This is a genomic window from Pseudoalteromonas sp. S4492, from assembly GCF_005886115.1.
Taxonomy (GTDB): domain Bacteria; phylum Pseudomonadota; class Gammaproteobacteria; order Enterobacterales; family Alteromonadaceae; genus Pseudoalteromonas; species Pseudoalteromonas gelatinilytica.
Map to the genome: position 1 here is coordinate 1 of NZ_PNCP01000049.1, position 16,804 is coordinate 16,804.

The window sequence follows — 16,804 nt, forward strand, 5'->3', positions numbered from 1 at the left end:
CAACCCTTTGGGCGTTTCACAGGCACTTACTCTCATCGTTGTTACTTCTTAAAAGGGACTACCATTGTTGCAAAGTAACGCCTTGATATTAAGCACCTGTGAAACGCTGAATTCTGCATCTTGAGGTGGCTTGGGTATAGCTGGAATAGGCCCAAAAACAGTAAGGTTTTTTGGGCCTTTAAGAGGGGGTTAAATGTCTTTTGGCTTTTCGATGTAATAACCTTGCACACCATCAAGACACAGCGTTTCGATAATATGCTTTTCTTCTTGGCTTTCGACACCTTCAGCGAATACACTCACACCAATGCGGTGAGCTAAATCCACCATTAAGCGCATGAAGTATTGGTTATTTTTATCTTCTTCAAGGCCGCGAGTATAGCTTGCGTCCATTTTGATAAAGTCTGGTTTTAAGTCTCTAAAGAATTTAAATGACGTTAATCCCACACCAAAACGTTCTACAGTGATGCGTGCACCAACACGGTGAACCATATCGATAAAGCGCTTACTTGCTTTAATGTTTTGTTGTAAACCAAACTCACTGACTTCAAATACCAGTTTTGAGGCAATATTACTGTCTTTTAAAAGTCGACGTTCTAGCCAGATCACAAATTGATCATTGTGAGCACTTGAAGCTGTAACATTAATACCGAAGAATTTTTCAGAGAAGTTACGCGTTTTGACCTTTTCCAGAGTGCTATCGATAATTAAGCGGTCAATTTCCATTGCCATTTCTAATTTTTCAGCCATAGCCAGGAAAGAGGCGGTCGGTAGCATTTGGTTTTCTGCGCTTTTAAAACGCACTTGGATCTCAGCATAAGCTTTAACACTTTTACCTATCGGCATAATGTTTTGCATCACTAAGTGTACACGTTTTGATTCTATTACTTCGTTAATCACTTTGCGCCAGTTTTGATTACCAAAACCAGCACTGGCATTATTAACTAAGTCAGTTTCACGCTGTACATGCCATGCGTTCGCTTGTTTTGATTGCGCCATGCTCATTGCGTTATCAACAATCGATAACAATTCACCAAGCGGCTTACCTTTTTCGTAACCGACAATACCCGTATTGGCTACTGAGCTTAATTCTTGGTTTTGCTGATACTGTGTAAAGCGTGATTGTAAGTTGTCACCGAAACGCTCTGCTTCTTTAAGTGGGGTATTTGGCAATACCACTGCAAAATCTGAGCTATTTAAACGAAAAACCTGACTGCCAGTGTATGTGCCACTGATATGTTTAATAATATCGGCCACACCTTTTACGTATTCATCACCTTTTTGGTAACCACGGGTTTGGTTTATGGTTTGCAATTCGCTACAACGCACCATGGCAAGTGACCCAAAGGTACTTTTTTCTGCGTTTTCAATATTCTTCTCGTAGTACTCAACAAACATATTACGGTTGCCAAGGTTTGTGACTACATCTTTATACGCTTCTTTTTTAATGCTTAGCGCATTGTTTTGAATATCATCATGTTTAGTTTGTAAGAAATGCGATAGACGATTGAAAGAAGGAATTAAATCTTTGCTTAGTTTTTTTAGACGCGTGGTGTCCATTGCTTGTTCAAGGTCGCCATTAACTTGATTTTGGTTAATGTAAATGTCAACGATATCCGAAATCGTGGTGCTAATTTTACGATTAAGGCGGCGAAACATGCTCTTCATATAAATAATAGGAAGTAGGGCGATAAGGCCTGAAATCAAAATGACAATGAATAAAGACTCTTGTAAGAGGCTAGCAAGATTATGCGCATTAATCGTGAATTCGACTTTAATGTCGGATGTTTGGTTTACGGCAAACTGAGGACGAATTGAATTAAAACTATTATTAACTATTTCTGCAAACAAGGGCAGGGACTGGCTTGATTCAACCATGCCTACCACTTGACCCGATTGATCACGGATCACAAGCTTAGAAAAGGTACTGCCATCGGCAAATGCTTTTTGAATTTTCTCTGGTGCAAGTTGTTCAATTGTTTGCGTATTTATATATGCGTTTACGACACGCTGTGCTTTTTGCTGAGCATCACTGACTGCGCTATCAAAGCTTAGTGCAATAAAGTAACCGCCCAAAAGTGCAAACAGCAACCAAGATATAAGTTGTATGAAAATTAGTTTTTTAAAGCCAGCCATGTTCTTATCTTTTAAAAGCCTAAAGGAAGGAATCAATTCCTTGATTGATTGCTTTAAGTATAGTCGTTGTATTCTAAAGCATAATACAGAATAAACTAAAATTAGGTTAGATTATAAGTGCTTTAAAGTCTAATACAATCGACGAATAGTAGTAGATAAAAAGTTTAATGGATTCGTGGAGTTGGCTCCCCCTCCCCGACTCGAACGGGGGACCTGCGGATTAACAGTCCGTCGCTCTAACCAACTGAGCTAAGGGGGAACTAAATAGAGTAGTGTGGTGCTATGATTTGGCTCCCCCTCCCCGACTCGAACGGGGGACCTGCGGATTAACAGTCCGTCGCTCTAACCAACTGAGCTAAGGGGGAACAATCATATTCATAAACTTGGCTCCCCCTCCCCGACTCGAACGGGGGACCTGCGGATTAACAGTCCGTCGCTCTAACCAACTGAGCTAAGGGGGAAACGTTTATGATTGAAAAACTTGGCTCCCCCTCCCCGACTCGAACGGGGGACCTGCGGATTAACAGTCCGTCGCTCTAACCAACTGAGCTAAGGGGGAAGCGTCATGCCTTTCAACGGGGCGAAATATTAATGACAGCATTGCAAAGTGTCAACATAAAAACTTCATAAATTCAAAAAAGAAGCTTATTCGATGTTTTTATGTTCGATCTGAGCAAAATGTAGCTGAAAAGCTCAACATTTTTTGCTTAGCAGCGGGGGATCTATGTCGAAAGCTTGGCTTTTTTGCATGCTTTTTGAGCAGCGGTACGTTTTTTAAAAATATAAAAAAGTTTCTTTGCATAGATATTCTTTACCAAATCGAGGAAATTACTATTAATGCAATGTTTTTTTCTCATCGTCAAAATCAAATCTAATTCTTTTTATTAGGGATCAACAGTCGCCGTTTTTTTCGAACAATTGACTTTATTGGGCATGCAAAAGTCCGTGTAATTTTTTAGGAAAAGTGAAATATACCCTTCACGGCATTGCTGGAATTTTATTTTTAATAATTTATATCAATGGGTTAGTATCCTAAGCCGTTCTAATCTTTTCTTGTCATAGTTAACTTTGCATAGCGGTAGAACAATTTTTGCGCGTTCTTTTCGAGAAACTTATAAAAGGGTTAAAACAACAGGCTTTGGTATTCTTAGTATTAAGTGATAAACACCCGCCTTAAAAGCCTTTATATTTGCGGCTTCTAGAGAGTTATCCACGGTTTCTGTGGATAACTCTGTTTATTAAACTTTAAGAACAGCTATGGTGCTAGGATTTTCGAGGGCTACAGCAATTTCAAGTATTTAATTCATTTTTTTTAATTATTTAAAAATCATAGGGTTATTGTTTTTATCTGAAGCCTTGCTGAATTGATGAGTAAATTTATTCGTGACGATGAAATGGCGCTATTTATTGTGTAAAAAAACAGCGATAGCTGCCTTTTAATTGTAACAAAGCTATTAAACTTGTTTTTATATTGTTTTTTATTGGGGTTGGCCGTTATTTTTATGTCAAAGCGTCAAAAGTAATAGTTTTGTGTATGAATTTTGATTCTGTTAATAAAGCATAGCTTGCAAGGGAAGGATGCTTTAAACTTACAGGTTCAGAAAAAGAGGCAAAGTATTCCCATGAGCGTGAAACCGCAGAGCAAAACTAAACCTGATCTTTTAAACTCACCCATTCTGCCAACCTTGAAAAAAATGACCATTCCTATGATCTTCGGAATGATCACTCTGATGATGTTTAATTTGGTTGATACCTTCTTCATTAGTTTATTAGGCACCGAACCTCTTGCTGCTGTCAGTTTTACCTTTCCTGTAACCTTTACTGTAATTAGCCTTGCAATCGGCTTAGGGATAGGCACTTCAGCCGTGATAGCCAGAGCTCTCGGTAGCGATAAATTAGATGAAGCACGCTTTGATGCTAGCATGTCGTTACTGGTGTCGGTGGTGATGGTGTTTAGTCTTTCTGTGGTGGGCTATCTATTAATAGAGCCTATCTTTAAGTTATTAGGTGCAGGTGAACAAGTCTTGCCGCTTATCCACGACTATATGAGTGTGTGGTTCTTAGGGAGTGTATTTTTAATTACCCCTATGGTTGGCAACTCAGTGCTCAGAGCCAGTGGTGATACCAAAACACCGAGTATTGTCATGGGGGGAGCGGGGCTCATTAATGCCATCTTAGACCCTATGCTTATTTTTGGATTTGGGCCTATTCCTGCCCTAGGTATTCAAGGTGCTGCGATTGCCAGTGTTATTGCATGGTCAGTTGCGGTGGTTATTATTTTATACATTCTTGCGGTAAAAAATGGCTTATTAAGCCTGCATTCTGGTATGCAAACACCGCTTAGTTCGATTCGTAAAATTCTTAAAATTGGTTTGCCTGCGGCTGGTGCAAATATGCTGACACCTATTGCCATGGCGGTCATGACAGCATTGGTGGCTAAACATGGTCCTGAAGCGGTTGCGGCGTTTGGTGTAGGTAGTCGCATTGAATCTATCGCAAGCCTTGTGGTGCTTGCGTTATCAATGACCTTACCGCCATTTGTGAGTCAAAACTTTGGGGCAGGTAAGTTTGAACGAGTGAAAGAAGCCTACACAAAAACCCTGAAATTCGTGATGATTTGGCAGTTCGCTATTTATATAGTGTTGCTATTAGCCTCAGGCTTTATTGCTGATGTGTTTGGTAAAGAGCAAGCGGTATTGGATGTGATTAAGTTGTTCATCTATATCTTACCGCTAAGCTATGGCTTACAAGGGGTGATTATTTTATCTAATTCTTCATTTAATGCCCTGCATAAACCAATGAATGCACTGATTTTAAGTGTGGTACGCCTGTTTGTTTTTTATGTTCCTTTTGCTTATATAGGCAGTGAATTTGCGGGCTTGAGTGGTTTATTTATTGGTGCTGCGATTGGTAACTTATTTACTGCAACCTTGGCTTATAAGTGGTTTATTAAAGAAGTTGATGGATTAAGCGAGTCATATATGAAGGAGTGCCATTCATGAGCGACCATTTCCAGCTAGTTTCAAAATTTCAGCCAAATGGCGACCAGCCAACAGCCATTGCACAATTAAAAGAGGGTCTAGAGGCCGGCCTTGCGCATCAAACTTTATTAGGGGCTACGGGAACGGGTAAAACCTTCACCATGGCGAATATCATTAATGATTTGAATCGACCAACCATTATCATGGCGCACAACAAAACACTCGCTGCACAGCTTTATGGTGAGATGAAGGAATTTTTTCCTCATAATGCGGTTGAGTATTTTGTATCTTATTATGATTATTATCAGCCAGAAGCTTATGTTGTAGCCAGCGACACCTTCATTGAAAAAGACGCCTCTATCAATGAACACATTGAACAAATGCGTTTAAGTGCCACCAAAGCGCTACTTGAACGACGTGATACCATTATTGTGGCATCGGTGTCTGCTATTTATGGTTTGGGTGACCCTGACTCATATATGAAGATGATGCTATTGCTGAAAGTGGGTGAAACCGTTAATCAGCGCGATATGCTGCGTCGTCTTGCTGAGCTGCAATATACACGCAACGATATTGAATTTAGCCGCGGTACATACCGTGTACGTGGCGAAGTGGTCGATATATTTCCTGCTGAATCGGATACTTACGCAGTTCGTGTCGAGATGTTTGACGATGAAATTGAACGCTTAAGTATTTTTGACCCGCTTACAGGAGCCGTTGAAAAGCACATTGTACGCGCGACTATTTATCCGAAAACGCACTATGTAACACCCCGTGAAAAAATTCTCGATGCCATTGATAAAATTAAAGATGAGCTTAAAGACCGCCGAGCTCAGTTACTCAGTGCCAACAAACTTGTAGAAGAGCAACGTATTGCTCAGCGCACCCAATACGATATTGAAATGATGACCGAGCTTGGTTATTGCTCAGGCATCGAAAACTATTCGCGTTACTTATCGGGTAGAACACCGGGCGATCCGCCGCCGACATTGCTTGATTACTTACCCGATGATGCATTGATGATTATTGATGAATCACACGTTACTGTGTCGCAAATTGGTGCTATGTATAAAGGCGATAGAAGCCGTAAAGAAAACCTTGTTGAGTATGGCTTTCGCTTGCCATCGGCATTAGATAACCGTCCATTACGCTTTGAAGAATTTGAAGCCATCGCACCGCAAACTATTTATGTGTCGGCAACACCTGGTGACTTTGAGCTTGAGCGCTCATCAGGGGAGGTTGCAGAGCAGGTTATTCGTCCAACCGGACTTATTGATCCTGAAATCGAAGTGCGCCCTGTGGGCAGCCAAGTTGATGACTTACTTTCTGAGATCTATAAACGAGTTGAAGTGAACGAGCGGGTACTTGTGACCACTTTAACTAAGCGTATGGCCGAGGATTTAACCGACTATCTCAACGACCATGACGTAAAAGTGCGCTATTTGCACTCAGACATCGACACTGTTGAACGGGTTGAAATTATCCGTGATTTACGTGCCGGTGTGTTTGATGTGTTAGTGGGCATTAACTTATTGCGAGAAGGTCTCGACATGCCAGAAGTGTCACTGGTGGCGATACTTGATGCAGATAAAGAAGGTTTCTTACGTTCGACTCGTTCGCTTATACAAACAATAGGACGTGCCGCTCGTCACTTAAATGGTAAAGCAATTCTGTATGGCGACCGCATCACTAATTCAATGCGACAAGCCATTGATGAAACAGACCGCCGCCGTGAAAAACAACAAGCTTATAACCTTGAACATGGTATTGAGCCACAAGCGCTGGTGAAAAGTATCACCGACATTATGGATGTGGGCGAAGAAGCAAGTCCTAAAGACAACCTTAAAGTGGTGCGTAAAGAGTCTAAGAAAGTGCTCAGTGCAAAAGATATTGCCAGCCAAATCAAAACCCTTGAAGCGAAAATGCATGCCTATGCCAGCGATCTTGAGTTTGAAAAAGCGGCGTCTGTGCGTGATGAAATTCACGAATTACAACAACAGTTAATTAATTAAAGATGATGACAAACGATTTTTCTGCCATTTTAAATGCCTTAGCAGAGGCTCCTCTTGCTGCAAATGAACTATGTCGTGTATTTCATGGCCGTGGCCACTCAGTGGCTGAGCTGAGCCACATTAATTTGGATTTTTATCCGCCCGCACTCTTTTTAGTTTCATATGAAGAAATTGAAGAACAAGCACTTGCGCAATTAACAGATACCCTGTGGCAATGGGCGCAAGAGAACGCGCCTGAGCTTGTGAGTGCATTGGTTTACCAGCAGCGCAGCGGCATTAACACCCGTAATGCCCTTATGTTTGGTGAATTACCGCAAGAGCATTTAGTGAGTGAAAACGGCATTAAGTTTAAAGTCGATTTATTGAGTCGCCAAAATACCGGGATTTTCCCTGATATGCGCCGTGGCCGTGAGTTTGTTCAAGCCAATAGTAAAAATGCAAAAGTGCTCAACCTATTTTCATATACATGTGGCTTCTCTGTTGCAGCAATGCAGGGTGGGGCAGACCAAGTTATTAATATGGACATGAATAAAGGTGTGCTGCGCACGGGTAAACAAAATCATCAGCTAAATGGTTTTGAGCAAGGTGTGAGTTATTTCCCGCACGATATTTTAAAATCATTTGGTAAACTAAAAAAATCAGCGCCCTATGAATTGATCATCGTTGATCCACCTAGCTTCCAAAAGGGCAGCTTTATATTGACTAAGGATTATCAAAAAATTCTACGTCGTTTACCTGAGCTGTTGAATGAAAACACCCAGTTATTACTGTGTGCCAATAGCCCTGAGCTTTCAGAGCAGGCGTTTAAAGATCTCATTACCGAGCATACACAAGGTGCAATTAGTTTTGTTGAGCGACTAGCTCCTACAGATGGCTTTGTTGAGGTAGACAGTGATCGCAGCTTAAAAGCGTTAGTTTATAAAACAGCAAACTAATGGCACTGAGTAAACGGCTTTCAGCCATCGTTGATGTGGTTGATTCAGATTATGATGAGATCTGGGATTGTTGCTGCGATCACGGTTTGTTAGGGATTGAGCTTTTACAGCAAGATAAAGCACCGCTTATACATTTTGTCGATATTGTGCCTGAGTTGATGCAGGCACTAAGTGATAAACTCGAACGTTTTGCTACAAGTGAGCAACGCGGTCGTTGGCAGGTACATTGCCAAGATGTGGCAATGATTACACCAGACCCACAAAAACGCCACCTAGTTATTATTGCTGGGGTGGGCGGAGAGTTGTTAGTGCAGTTCTTAGCGAAGATTGTCAGTCAACAGCCAAATACGCATATCGACTTTATTGTTTGCCCGGTGCATCACAGTTATCAAGTTCGCAGCTATTTACAAACACTGCCATTGGGGCTCATCTCTGAGCAGTTGGTGTGTGAAAACAAACGCTTTTATGAAATCATTGCCATGAGTGCGTCATCTTCGCAGCCGATCACGCGAGTCGGGCAGCAAATGTGGCAGCTGACAAGTAAAGAGCACCAAACGTATTTAAAGCAGTTATGTGCTCATTACCAACGCATGTTAAATCAAGACGCCGATTATTATCAGCCTGTGCTTGAACAATACAGTGCATTATTATCTTAATTAGAGCTAACTTAATTAGAGTTAATTAAAGTTTATTAATCTCTTGTTTTACGTTGTAGCTTGAATCGGTGACAATGGCTTCGAGCGTTTGCACACGCTCTCTTAACTCTTGCAGCTCTTTTGTTACTTCGGCTACATGTTCGTTGGCTTCTTTTGAATTTTTTAAAGTTCGTGATTTAAACTCAAGGTGTTTTTTATACATATCATAAATTACCCCAGAGCCAACTGATATCAGCACGATTAACACCACCATGGTAGTACCTGACATACACTTCTCCTTCCTTTTTAGTACCCAATACCAATTCACTATAATACTTAATCATTTTGAGGGATTAAACCTGTCGTTAACTGCGTTAAAAATTTCTCATTTAGAACAACTAAATAACGAAATTTTTGCCTTGTTATCAACGAGGTTTTATTGCCTCAAAATAGACTACTTAATTAAGCGAATTGGTATAATAGAGTATAGATTGTATTTAAAAATGCAATTTGCATTCTGTTACAAGGTGTTTCGTTTTAGAAACGGCTTGATGCGAATAAAGCCCGTGACCAACATGGTACCTGCGATAACACACAGTGCGCCAACTAAGGTATTGGGACCAATTTGCTCATCTAAAATTAGATTACCCCATACTATGCCAAAAAGTGGAATCAAAAAAGTAACAGTCAGCGCTGAGGTTGGGCCAATGTCATCAATCAAACGAAAGAACAAGATATACGCTATCGCTGTACACAGTACACCGAGTGCGAGTACCCCAAGCATAACCTCGTTACTTGGCATTTCTCTGGCAGGAATAACAAAAATAAGCGGCAGTACCATAATACTCGCCGCCCACATACTGCCATGGGCATTATCAAAAGCTGATAACTTTGGGGCATGTTTGGTGTAATGAGATGCGATGGCATAGCTTAGTGAAGCACACAGTGCTGCAACAATGGCCGTGATGGCTTGGCTGTCGATAGTCAGGCTATTTTGTCCTACCAAAATGGCCACGCCCGTTAAACCTAACAGTAAGCCAAGCAACATACTTTTAGTGGGCTTCGTTTTAGTCCATACAATACCTACGATGGCGCCCCAAATTGGCGTTGTTGAGTTTAATATGGATAAGGTAGATGCATTAATTGTTTGTGCTGCAAAGGCAAACAATAAAAAGGGAATGGCGGAATTAAGCGCGCCAATAATGAAAAAATGCTTTTTGTGGGTCGTGAAAGCCAGTTTCTTGCGTAAGTACAGCGCAAAAATAAACAGTGTTATTGCTGCAAAGCCGACTCTTAACTCTATTAATACTGCAGGGCCTAAGCTATTCGCTGCCATGCGCATAAATAAGAAGGAAGCGCCCCAAATAGCAGCAAGGATGAACAGGCGTAATAAACTTGGCAATGACATGGTTTTACATTCTTAAATTATAAAACCTGAGCATAACAAATTTATGCCCCAATACTCGCCATTTTCGGACTATTAATCAGTTGATTGGGGAAGTTTCTTTTCAAAGTCAGATTTAACGATTTCTAGAGCGGCTAATACGTCTTCGGCAGGTACGTCGTTTTGTTCTAAGAGCATAATAAGATCAACAGCAATTTTGATGTAGTTAGGCGCGCTATCTAACTCATTACTCATTTTTGCAGTTCCTTTTTCTTAGCAACTTGGCTGATCGCTACATCGATGGCCGTTTGCACTTGTTGCTCCATTCTAATACGTTCTGTTTGCGGTAAATAAAATTCCATGTCGACATCGTAACGGATGTAACGGGCAGGCAGTTGGTTTAATACGGTGCAGCATAAATCTGCCATAATATCATCACTGTAAGTCGATTCTAAGTTGCGTTTAGTGATGTCTTCGACAACTAATTTTTCATAGTAGTTGTGAATGTCGTCATGCATTTTCATACAAAATAAGCCTAATTAAACAGTCACTTTTAGTGTATACCAAGCTTTAAAATAAATCGACAGCCGCCCTAAAAAGCTGACCATGAACATCAACCAAACGGCTTACATTTCGTTGATAGCCACCGCCCATGGCTGCAAAGACTGGGATTTCTGCTTGCTTTGCTTGGCTTAATACAAAATGGTCACGCTGGTACACGCCTTCTAAACTCACTTGAAAGTGTCCTAATTCGTCATCCGAAGCGATGTCTGCGCCAGCGTTATACAAAATGATGTCTGGCTGGTGGAGTCTAATTGTTAGGGCTAAAGCTTGTTTTACTGTTTCAAGGTATTCAGTATCTGAAGTGCCATGCTCTAAAGCAAAATCGTAGTTTGATTGCTGTTTAATTCGCGGGAAGTTTTGCTGACAATGAATAGAGCAGCTAATGATCTGGGGATGTACTTGTGTAACTTCGGCTGTGCCATCACCTTGGTGAACGTCACAGTCAAAGATTAATACGGTGTCGGCTTGCTCTGTATCAATTAAGTGTGCTGCGGCTATCGCCAAGTCATTGAATATACAAAAACCACTACCATAGCTTGTAAAAGCATGATGATAACCACCACTTAGATTAAAAGCCGCACCCTGTTGCAAAGCAAACTCAGCGCCTTGAATACTCGCGCCAACAGAGTAAAGTGTTCGTTCAACCAATTGAGTGGACCAAGGAAAGCCCATTTTTTTAATTGCTTTGCTATCAAGACTGCCAGTTAAAAAAGCGTCGACATAGTCGGGGTTATGGCACAGAGTAAGCTGCGCTTTAGTGGCTTGTTGTGGGGTAATGAAGTGCTGCTCATCAATAAAGTTGCTGACAAGCTGTTTTAACAAGCGATATTTATCAATGGGAAAGCGGTGACGCTCTGGTAAAGCTAACGCTGAATAACTTGGATGATAGTAAAACATTATCTCAGCTGCTGTTTCTCGACCTGTTGAATTTTGTCTTCAGTGGCAGAAATGGCTTTACGACAACGACCAAGTCTTGCATGTAAAGCTAATATTTCTTTATTAATTTCGGTTGCTTGCTGTGAATTTGCTGCGTCGAGCTTAAGCTTTCGCTCTTCGATCATCAAAACTAAGCGGCGTTCAAACTCATGGTTTTGCTTGAGTTCGTCATACAATTCATGAGATGACTGAATGATTTTTTGCACGGCTTGCTTGTAAACCTGTGGCTTTGCTTTTGGCTTAAAGCTGTATTTATTTTCTTTAGCCCAAACCGGGGTTGATTTGATCACATTAAACACCGCTTCTACCTGAAGGGTAATACGCTCAAGCGCATATTGATAGGCATGGCGATGCTCAGCTGGCGGCAGGCTGTTAAGCTCATCTTCAATTTCGGTTACATAGTCGGCTAACTTCATACTTTTTGTGCTAAACACGGCTTTATCAAACAAACTTGGTTGGGCTTGCATGTAGCGATTTTTTGCAAATAAATTACCCTTATCAAATTGCACGGCTAACTGTTTTAGCCGTTCAATTTGTGACCGTAGTTTATCAAAAGCAGTTGATTGCATTTATAAATATGCCTCATAGATTAACTTTAATGCTAACACTATAACCACAGTGTTAAACACTGGGCGGATCATTTTACCACCAAACTTAATTGCTGAATGTGCACCTAGCCATGCACCTAGCATTAAGAAAAAGCCCATTGTGATGCCAAGTAAAAAGTTCACATGACCAAGCGCGACGAAGGTGATCAATGAAATAAAGTTTGAAACAAAATTCATTGAACGGGCAAGGCCACAGTTAAGCAATAAGCTCATTTTATATAATAGGCTATTTGATGCGGTCCAAAAGGTACCAGTACCTGGGCCTGCTAAGCCATCAAAAAAACCAAGTCCTAGACCTTGCAGCCATTGTTTAACTTTAGTTTTACCATCAAGCTCAGGTAACTCGTTATGCTCAGTTGTACTTAAACTGCCAAATAAACTGTAACAAGCGACTAAAATAATCACCACCGGTAGTAATTTATTTAAAAATTCAATACTTAAGTAATCAACCACTAAAGTACCTATGAGTGCACCAATGGCTGTTGCAACAATGGAAGCAGCCCAAAACCGTGGGTTGAACAACTTTTTACGAAAATACGTTACGCTGGCCGTCAATGAACCAAAACTTGCTGCAAGTTTATTGGTCCCTAAGGTGAGGTGGGGCGGTAAGCCTGCGGTTAATAGCGCGGGTACTGTTAACATGCCACCACCGCCTGCAATTGCATCGATAAAGCCCGCTGCTAGTGCGACTGCGCATAATAGTGCCCAGGTTGTTGGGTCTAAAGCTAATTCAAACATTAATAATCAATTTGTCTTTTAAAAGGTGGCAAGGTATCGAGCATGGCTTTGCCATATCGCTTGGTCACTAGTCGGCGATCAAGGATAGTAATGCGACCCTGATCATTTTCTTTGCGCAGCAGTCTACCACAGCTTTGTACTAATTTCTTTGCCGCATCAGGTACGGTTATCGAAAGAAACGGGTTGCCACCTTTACTTTGCACAAACTCAGCCTGAGCTTCTTCTATTGGTGAGGTAGGCACCGCAAATGGAATTTTTGTTATTACCAGGTTTTCTAAGTACTTACCTGGTAAATCAAGACCTTCAGATAAACTTTGAGTGCCAAATAAATAGCTAGCACGGCCTAAATCTACATTGGCTTTATGTTTTTTCAACAGTGTTTCACGAGACATTTCACCTTGCACTAAGATCTCAATTCCTTTGCTACGCAGCGCTTTAACAACATGATCCATTTGCCAATAAGAGGCAAACAACACTAAATTAGCTTTTTTATCATCAAGGAACTTAGGTAATTGCTCAGCCAAGTGGTCGCTAAACGCTTTATCGGTCGGCTCAATATGACTTGCAGGAATATGCAACGTCGCTTGTTTTGGGTAATCAAACGGAGAAGGGACTTTTATGTATTTTACGCCTTCTTCTTTGGCAAGACCGCATTCATAGGCAAAGTGATCAAATGAACCCAATGCAGTTAAGGTGGCTGAACAAAGTACGGCACCCGCACATTGATTCCATAATTTATCTTTTAGGTAATAGCCAACTTCAATAGGGCAATCACTGAGTAAATGGTCGTGATGGTTCTTATATTCCAAGCGTTTTATCCATCGCGCATGGGGAATACCTTCGCCTTTTGTGGCGTAGCTAAACCACAGCTTGTTCAATAACTCTAAGCGATTAATGTACTGACCACTTTCAGCCAAGATTGGATCAGCCACATAAGGTTTTATATCGCCATCACTTACGTCTTGAACTAAGGTGTCATGCATCTTGTTGAGTGCTCTTAGGGCATCAAGGGTGGCATCGCTAATATCTTTTGCTTTGGCATGTAAAGAAGCAGGGATTTCACCATGTTCAAAACGATAGGTGTCATCACTGTTATAATTAAAGTCTGCGTTATCAAGAATATCACGCACCACTTTTAAGTTTTTACCAGCATCATTGATACTGTCACTGAGCTTAAAATTTTGCCCAATCGCTTTTTGACCTACGAGCACATTAGCCATTTTACCAGCAAATTTAACCAGCTTGTCGAGCCAATCTATGGTGCCTTTAATGGTTGCTGCAGCAGAAGAAAAATCGCGGGTGATGTGCGCTAAATGGTGCGCTTCATCGATTACATAAATCGTATCGTCAGGTTCAGGTAGAATTTTACCGCCACCCAAATCAAGATCAGCCAGTAATAGAGAATGGTTGATCACTAGCACATCCATTTGCATCAGACGCTGACGCGCCATATGAAAAGGGCAGAGCTGATGAGCGCGCATTTGTCGTTGGCATGAGTGCTTATCACAGGCAATTAAATTCCACACTTTATCAGGAATAGTATCAGCCCAGCTATCGCGGTCGCCTTGCCATTGCTTTTTTGAATAAGCATCATAAAGTTGCTTTAAGCATTTGGTTTCCATATCTGAAAGCGGCGATGATAGGGTCGGCATAAACTCCATTTGCGTTTGACTGTCGCCATTTACAGCAGCACTGAGTTTTTGTGCGCAGATATAACGCTGTCGACCTTTCACTAAATCAAACTTAATGTCGAGGCCAGAGTGCTCTTTAAAAAAAGGCAGCTCCTTACTAATTAACTGCTCTTGAAGGGCAACGGTTGCCGTCGAAATCACTAATTTCTTTTTCTTGGCCATCGCCAAAGGCAATGCCCCTAGACAATACGCCAGCGACTTGCCGGTGCCGGTGCCTGCTTCAATAACACAAATTCGTTGGCTCTTGTGATATTCGCCAGCCAGCGTTTTTGCAATTTCGGCAACTAAATAGTTCTGGCTGCTTCGAGGGCGGTAATCGGTGAGGTTATCAGCAACATGCTTATGAATTTGCCGAATTGTTTTTTTTAAAGAGTCAGAAAGCATGCCCAGAAAACCTAAAGTATGTATATAATTACAGTAATGAATTTTAGAGATTTAACTGGGCAACTACAAGCGACTTGTTCGATTATTATTTTAGAAGCTTTAACAGGGGCTCGAGGTGAACTTTATAGTTTGACCACTGAGTTAGAGCATCTTTGTAAATCGGTTGCCTTACTTGTTCAGAACTTGGCGTCATTATTGGACGTTGGTGATTATAAAAATTAATACAGTTTTCATGCATCTCTAAATTGCAATGACGTAGTAATTCAGCCACCGTATTGGAAAAATCATTAACCAAGTTTTGATAATCGACTGTATAAATTTCGCCAGCATAGAGCGTGTCCCAGTGTGACATTAAGTCTGTATAATCATTTATGTATTGTGCAAGGGATGTGAAATCGTAGCTATAAGCATGTCCCTCTGAAAAAGAGTGTTTGTATAAACTCCATGCTGTTGCGGCTTTATCTCGCGTAACTTCGAGTATTTTAGCGTTCGGGAATAGGGTTTTTATCAATGCAATATGATGGAAGTTTGTGGGTTGTTTATCGATAAATAGCTTATTTTCTCCGCGTAACGGGGCAATAAAGTTCATGTATCTTGCGGCATAATGTGCTTTATCCTTATCAGAAAGTTCATCAAGCCCATAAGGCATAGCTGAGCGCTTTTTACTCTCGAGCTCGCGCGCAATTGCATTAATTTCAGTTAGTTCATAACTTGCATCAACATCAGGGTGACTTGCTAAAATTTGCTCAACTAAGGTAGAGCCACTACGCGGTAAGCTGACGATAAAAATCAGTTGTACAGAGTCATCAGAGTTATTGTTAGCAACTGGTTTTTCCGTTAGGTGTTTTTTGCAGCGAGAGTAGAAATCGCTAGGCTTGTATGGCGTTAATGACTTTTGTATACGGTTTGCTTTATCTAACATTGCAAATGATAAGCTGAAGTTTCCTTGTTGCTCATACGCTTTTGCAAGCGAAAAGTAGAATTGGGCACTATTTAGGTGTGGTTTAGCAGCTTGTGTGAGCTGCTCTAGGTTACTGATATCTTCGTTGTCAAAAACGTATGTCTTTAAGTTTGCCAAATTCCAATAAGCCTCACCTAGTTTATTATCTAGTTGCAGCGATTGTTTATAGTGATTAATTGCAAGCTCAGTATTACCTTTTATTTTTTCTATGTTGCCAATGCGAAGGTGGCATTGGGCTGGGTAATAATTTGCATCGAGTAACTTGTTATAGATGGCTGAGGCTTGATCAAACTGCATCAATTTTACATGAGCGATCGCTAATAAGCTCTCTATATATAATGTCGGTGAAGGAATCGACGAGCGGTAAAAAGAGATTAGCTCATTAAATTGTTTGGTAGTCAGTAAGGCTTGACAGTAGTTTTCTATAACAGCTTGTTTTTGCGAGTTGTTTTCAAGGTTATGCTTTGATATTGCCAAGTGCGCTTTACTATCACCTACTTTAAAGGCAATGTCAGCTAGCGTTTCAAGTGCTCTATATTCATTAGGTACTAATTGTAATAATTGCTGGATGATTTGCTGTGCTTGCTGAGGGTTTTGATTGTTTAACTGTTGTTTCGCAGTTTCTAGTTGTTTATTAAACCAATAGATCATTTCATACTGTTTTAATGCACTTTGCTGTTGTTCATGCTCTTGAAGTCGTTTGTGAATATCAGCGAGTAAGGCCCAGCCATCATGGTATTCAGGATGTTGATTAAGTATTTCTAGCAACATTGCCTTGGCTTTATCTGGTTCTGTAGCAACGAGTGTTTTTGCGGTATTAATCGCATCAATAGGGCTCATAA

Annotated in this window: 14 protein-coding genes and 4 tRNA genes; 4 read left to right on the forward strand and 14 right to left on the reverse strand. The window is 40.9% G+C overall.

All coding sequences use genetic code 11. The annotated features are described in order from the left end of the window. Positions 1-189 precede the first annotated feature (189 nt). From CWC28_RS16345 to CWC28_RS16365, 5 genes are all read right to left on the reverse strand, one after another. Positions 190-2,133: an EAL domain-containing protein gene (locus tag CWC28_RS16345; RefSeq protein ID WP_105181590.1), complete on the reverse strand. Its 1,944-nt coding sequence runs from the start codon at positions 2,131-2,133 to the stop codon at positions 190-192. 182 nt (positions 2,134-2,315) lie between these two features. Continuing rightward, a tRNA-Asn gene (locus CWC28_RS16350) sits at positions 2,316-2,392 on the reverse strand. A 29-nt stretch (positions 2,393-2,421) separates the two neighbouring features. Beyond that, positions 2,422-2,498, reverse strand: a tRNA-Asn gene (locus CWC28_RS16355). A gap of 19 nt (positions 2,499-2,517) precedes the next feature. After that, positions 2,518-2,594, reverse strand: a tRNA-Asn gene (locus CWC28_RS16360). Between the two features lie 21 nt (positions 2,595-2,615). Further along, positions 2,616-2,692 (reverse strand) — tRNA-Asn (locus tag CWC28_RS16365). A 1,063-nt stretch (positions 2,693-3,755) separates the two neighbouring features. Between CWC28_RS16365 and CWC28_RS16370 the strand changes: the two genes are divergently transcribed. The 4 genes from CWC28_RS16370 to CWC28_RS16385 are packed head-to-tail and all read left to right on the forward strand — an operon-like array spanning position 3,756 to position 8,717. Next, positions 3,756-5,135, forward strand: coding sequence for an MATE family efflux transporter (locus CWC28_RS16370; protein WP_138625427.1), 1,380 nt, complete (start codon positions 3,756-3,758; stop codon positions 5,133-5,135). Next, complete coding sequence (gene uvrB / locus CWC28_RS16375) at positions 5,132-7,126, forward strand: excinuclease ABC subunit UvrB (RefSeq protein ID WP_138625428.1); 1,995 nt, start codon at positions 5,132-5,134, stop codon at positions 7,124-7,126. The genes CWC28_RS16370 and uvrB overlap by 4 nt, the downstream gene beginning before the upstream one ends. A 5-nt stretch (positions 7,127-7,131) precedes the next feature. Beyond that, positions 7,132-8,061 (forward strand): class I SAM-dependent methyltransferase, encoded by a 930-nt coding sequence (locus tag CWC28_RS16380; RefSeq protein WP_138625436.1) that lies wholly within the window; start codon positions 7,132-7,134, stop codon positions 8,059-8,061. Next, positions 8,061-8,717, forward strand: coding sequence for a tRNA (adenine(22)-N(1))-methyltransferase (locus tag CWC28_RS16385; RefSeq protein ID WP_138625429.1), 657 nt, complete (start codon positions 8,061-8,063; stop codon positions 8,715-8,717). Before CWC28_RS16380 ends, CWC28_RS16385 begins: the two co-directional genes overlap by 1 nt. 25 nt (positions 8,718-8,742) lie before the next feature. Here CWC28_RS16385 and CWC28_RS16390 read toward each other — a convergent pair whose 3' ends face one another. From CWC28_RS16390 to CWC28_RS16430, 9 genes are all read right to left on the reverse strand, one after another. Further along, on the reverse strand, positions 8,743-8,985 hold the full coding sequence (locus tag CWC28_RS16390) for a hypothetical protein (RefSeq protein WP_058583760.1): 243 nt from the start codon (positions 8,983-8,985) through the stop codon (positions 8,743-8,745). A gap of 231 nt (positions 8,986-9,216) precedes the next feature. Then, on the reverse strand, positions 9,217-10,104 hold the full coding sequence (locus CWC28_RS16395; protein WP_105181593.1) for a DMT family transporter: 888 nt from the start codon (positions 10,102-10,104) through the stop codon (positions 9,217-9,219). 72 nt (positions 10,105-10,176) lie between these two features. Next, positions 10,177-10,335: a YbaM family protein gene (locus CWC28_RS16400; RefSeq protein ID WP_082874113.1), complete on the reverse strand. Its 159-nt coding sequence runs from the start codon at positions 10,333-10,335 to the stop codon at positions 10,177-10,179. Then, the gene (locus tag CWC28_RS16405; protein WP_063707060.1) at positions 10,332-10,604 is read right to left on the reverse strand and encodes a late competence development ComFB family protein; all 273 of its coding nucleotides are present in this window, start codon (positions 10,602-10,604) and stop codon (positions 10,332-10,334) included. Before CWC28_RS16405 ends, CWC28_RS16400 begins: the two co-directional genes overlap by 4 nt. Before the next feature lie 46 nt (positions 10,605-10,650). After that, positions 10,651-11,544, reverse strand: coding sequence for a histone deacetylase family protein (locus CWC28_RS16410; RefSeq protein WP_171038314.1), 894 nt, complete (start codon positions 11,542-11,544; stop codon positions 10,651-10,653). After that, positions 11,541-12,149: a primosomal replication protein gene (locus CWC28_RS16415; RefSeq protein ID WP_105181595.1), complete on the reverse strand. Its 609-nt coding sequence runs from the start codon at positions 12,147-12,149 to the stop codon at positions 11,541-11,543. Before CWC28_RS16415 ends, CWC28_RS16410 begins: the two co-directional genes overlap by 4 nt. Beyond that, a complete protein-coding gene (locus tag CWC28_RS16420) occupies positions 12,150-12,926 on the reverse strand; it encodes a TSUP family transporter (RefSeq protein WP_105175119.1) in 777 nt (258 codons plus the stop codon). After that, positions 12,926-15,001: an ATP-dependent DNA helicase DinG gene (gene dinG / locus CWC28_RS16425; protein ID WP_063707072.1), complete on the reverse strand. Its 2,076-nt coding sequence runs from the start codon at positions 14,999-15,001 to the stop codon at positions 12,926-12,928. Before dinG ends, CWC28_RS16420 begins: the two co-directional genes overlap by 1 nt. Before the next feature lie 85 nt (positions 15,002-15,086). Then, positions 15,087-16,802, reverse strand: a complete 1,716-nt coding sequence (locus CWC28_RS16430) for a tetratricopeptide repeat-containing sulfotransferase family protein (RefSeq protein ID WP_063707075.1) — start codon at positions 16,800-16,802, stop codon at positions 15,087-15,089. Positions 16,803-16,804 lie beyond the last annotated feature (2 nt).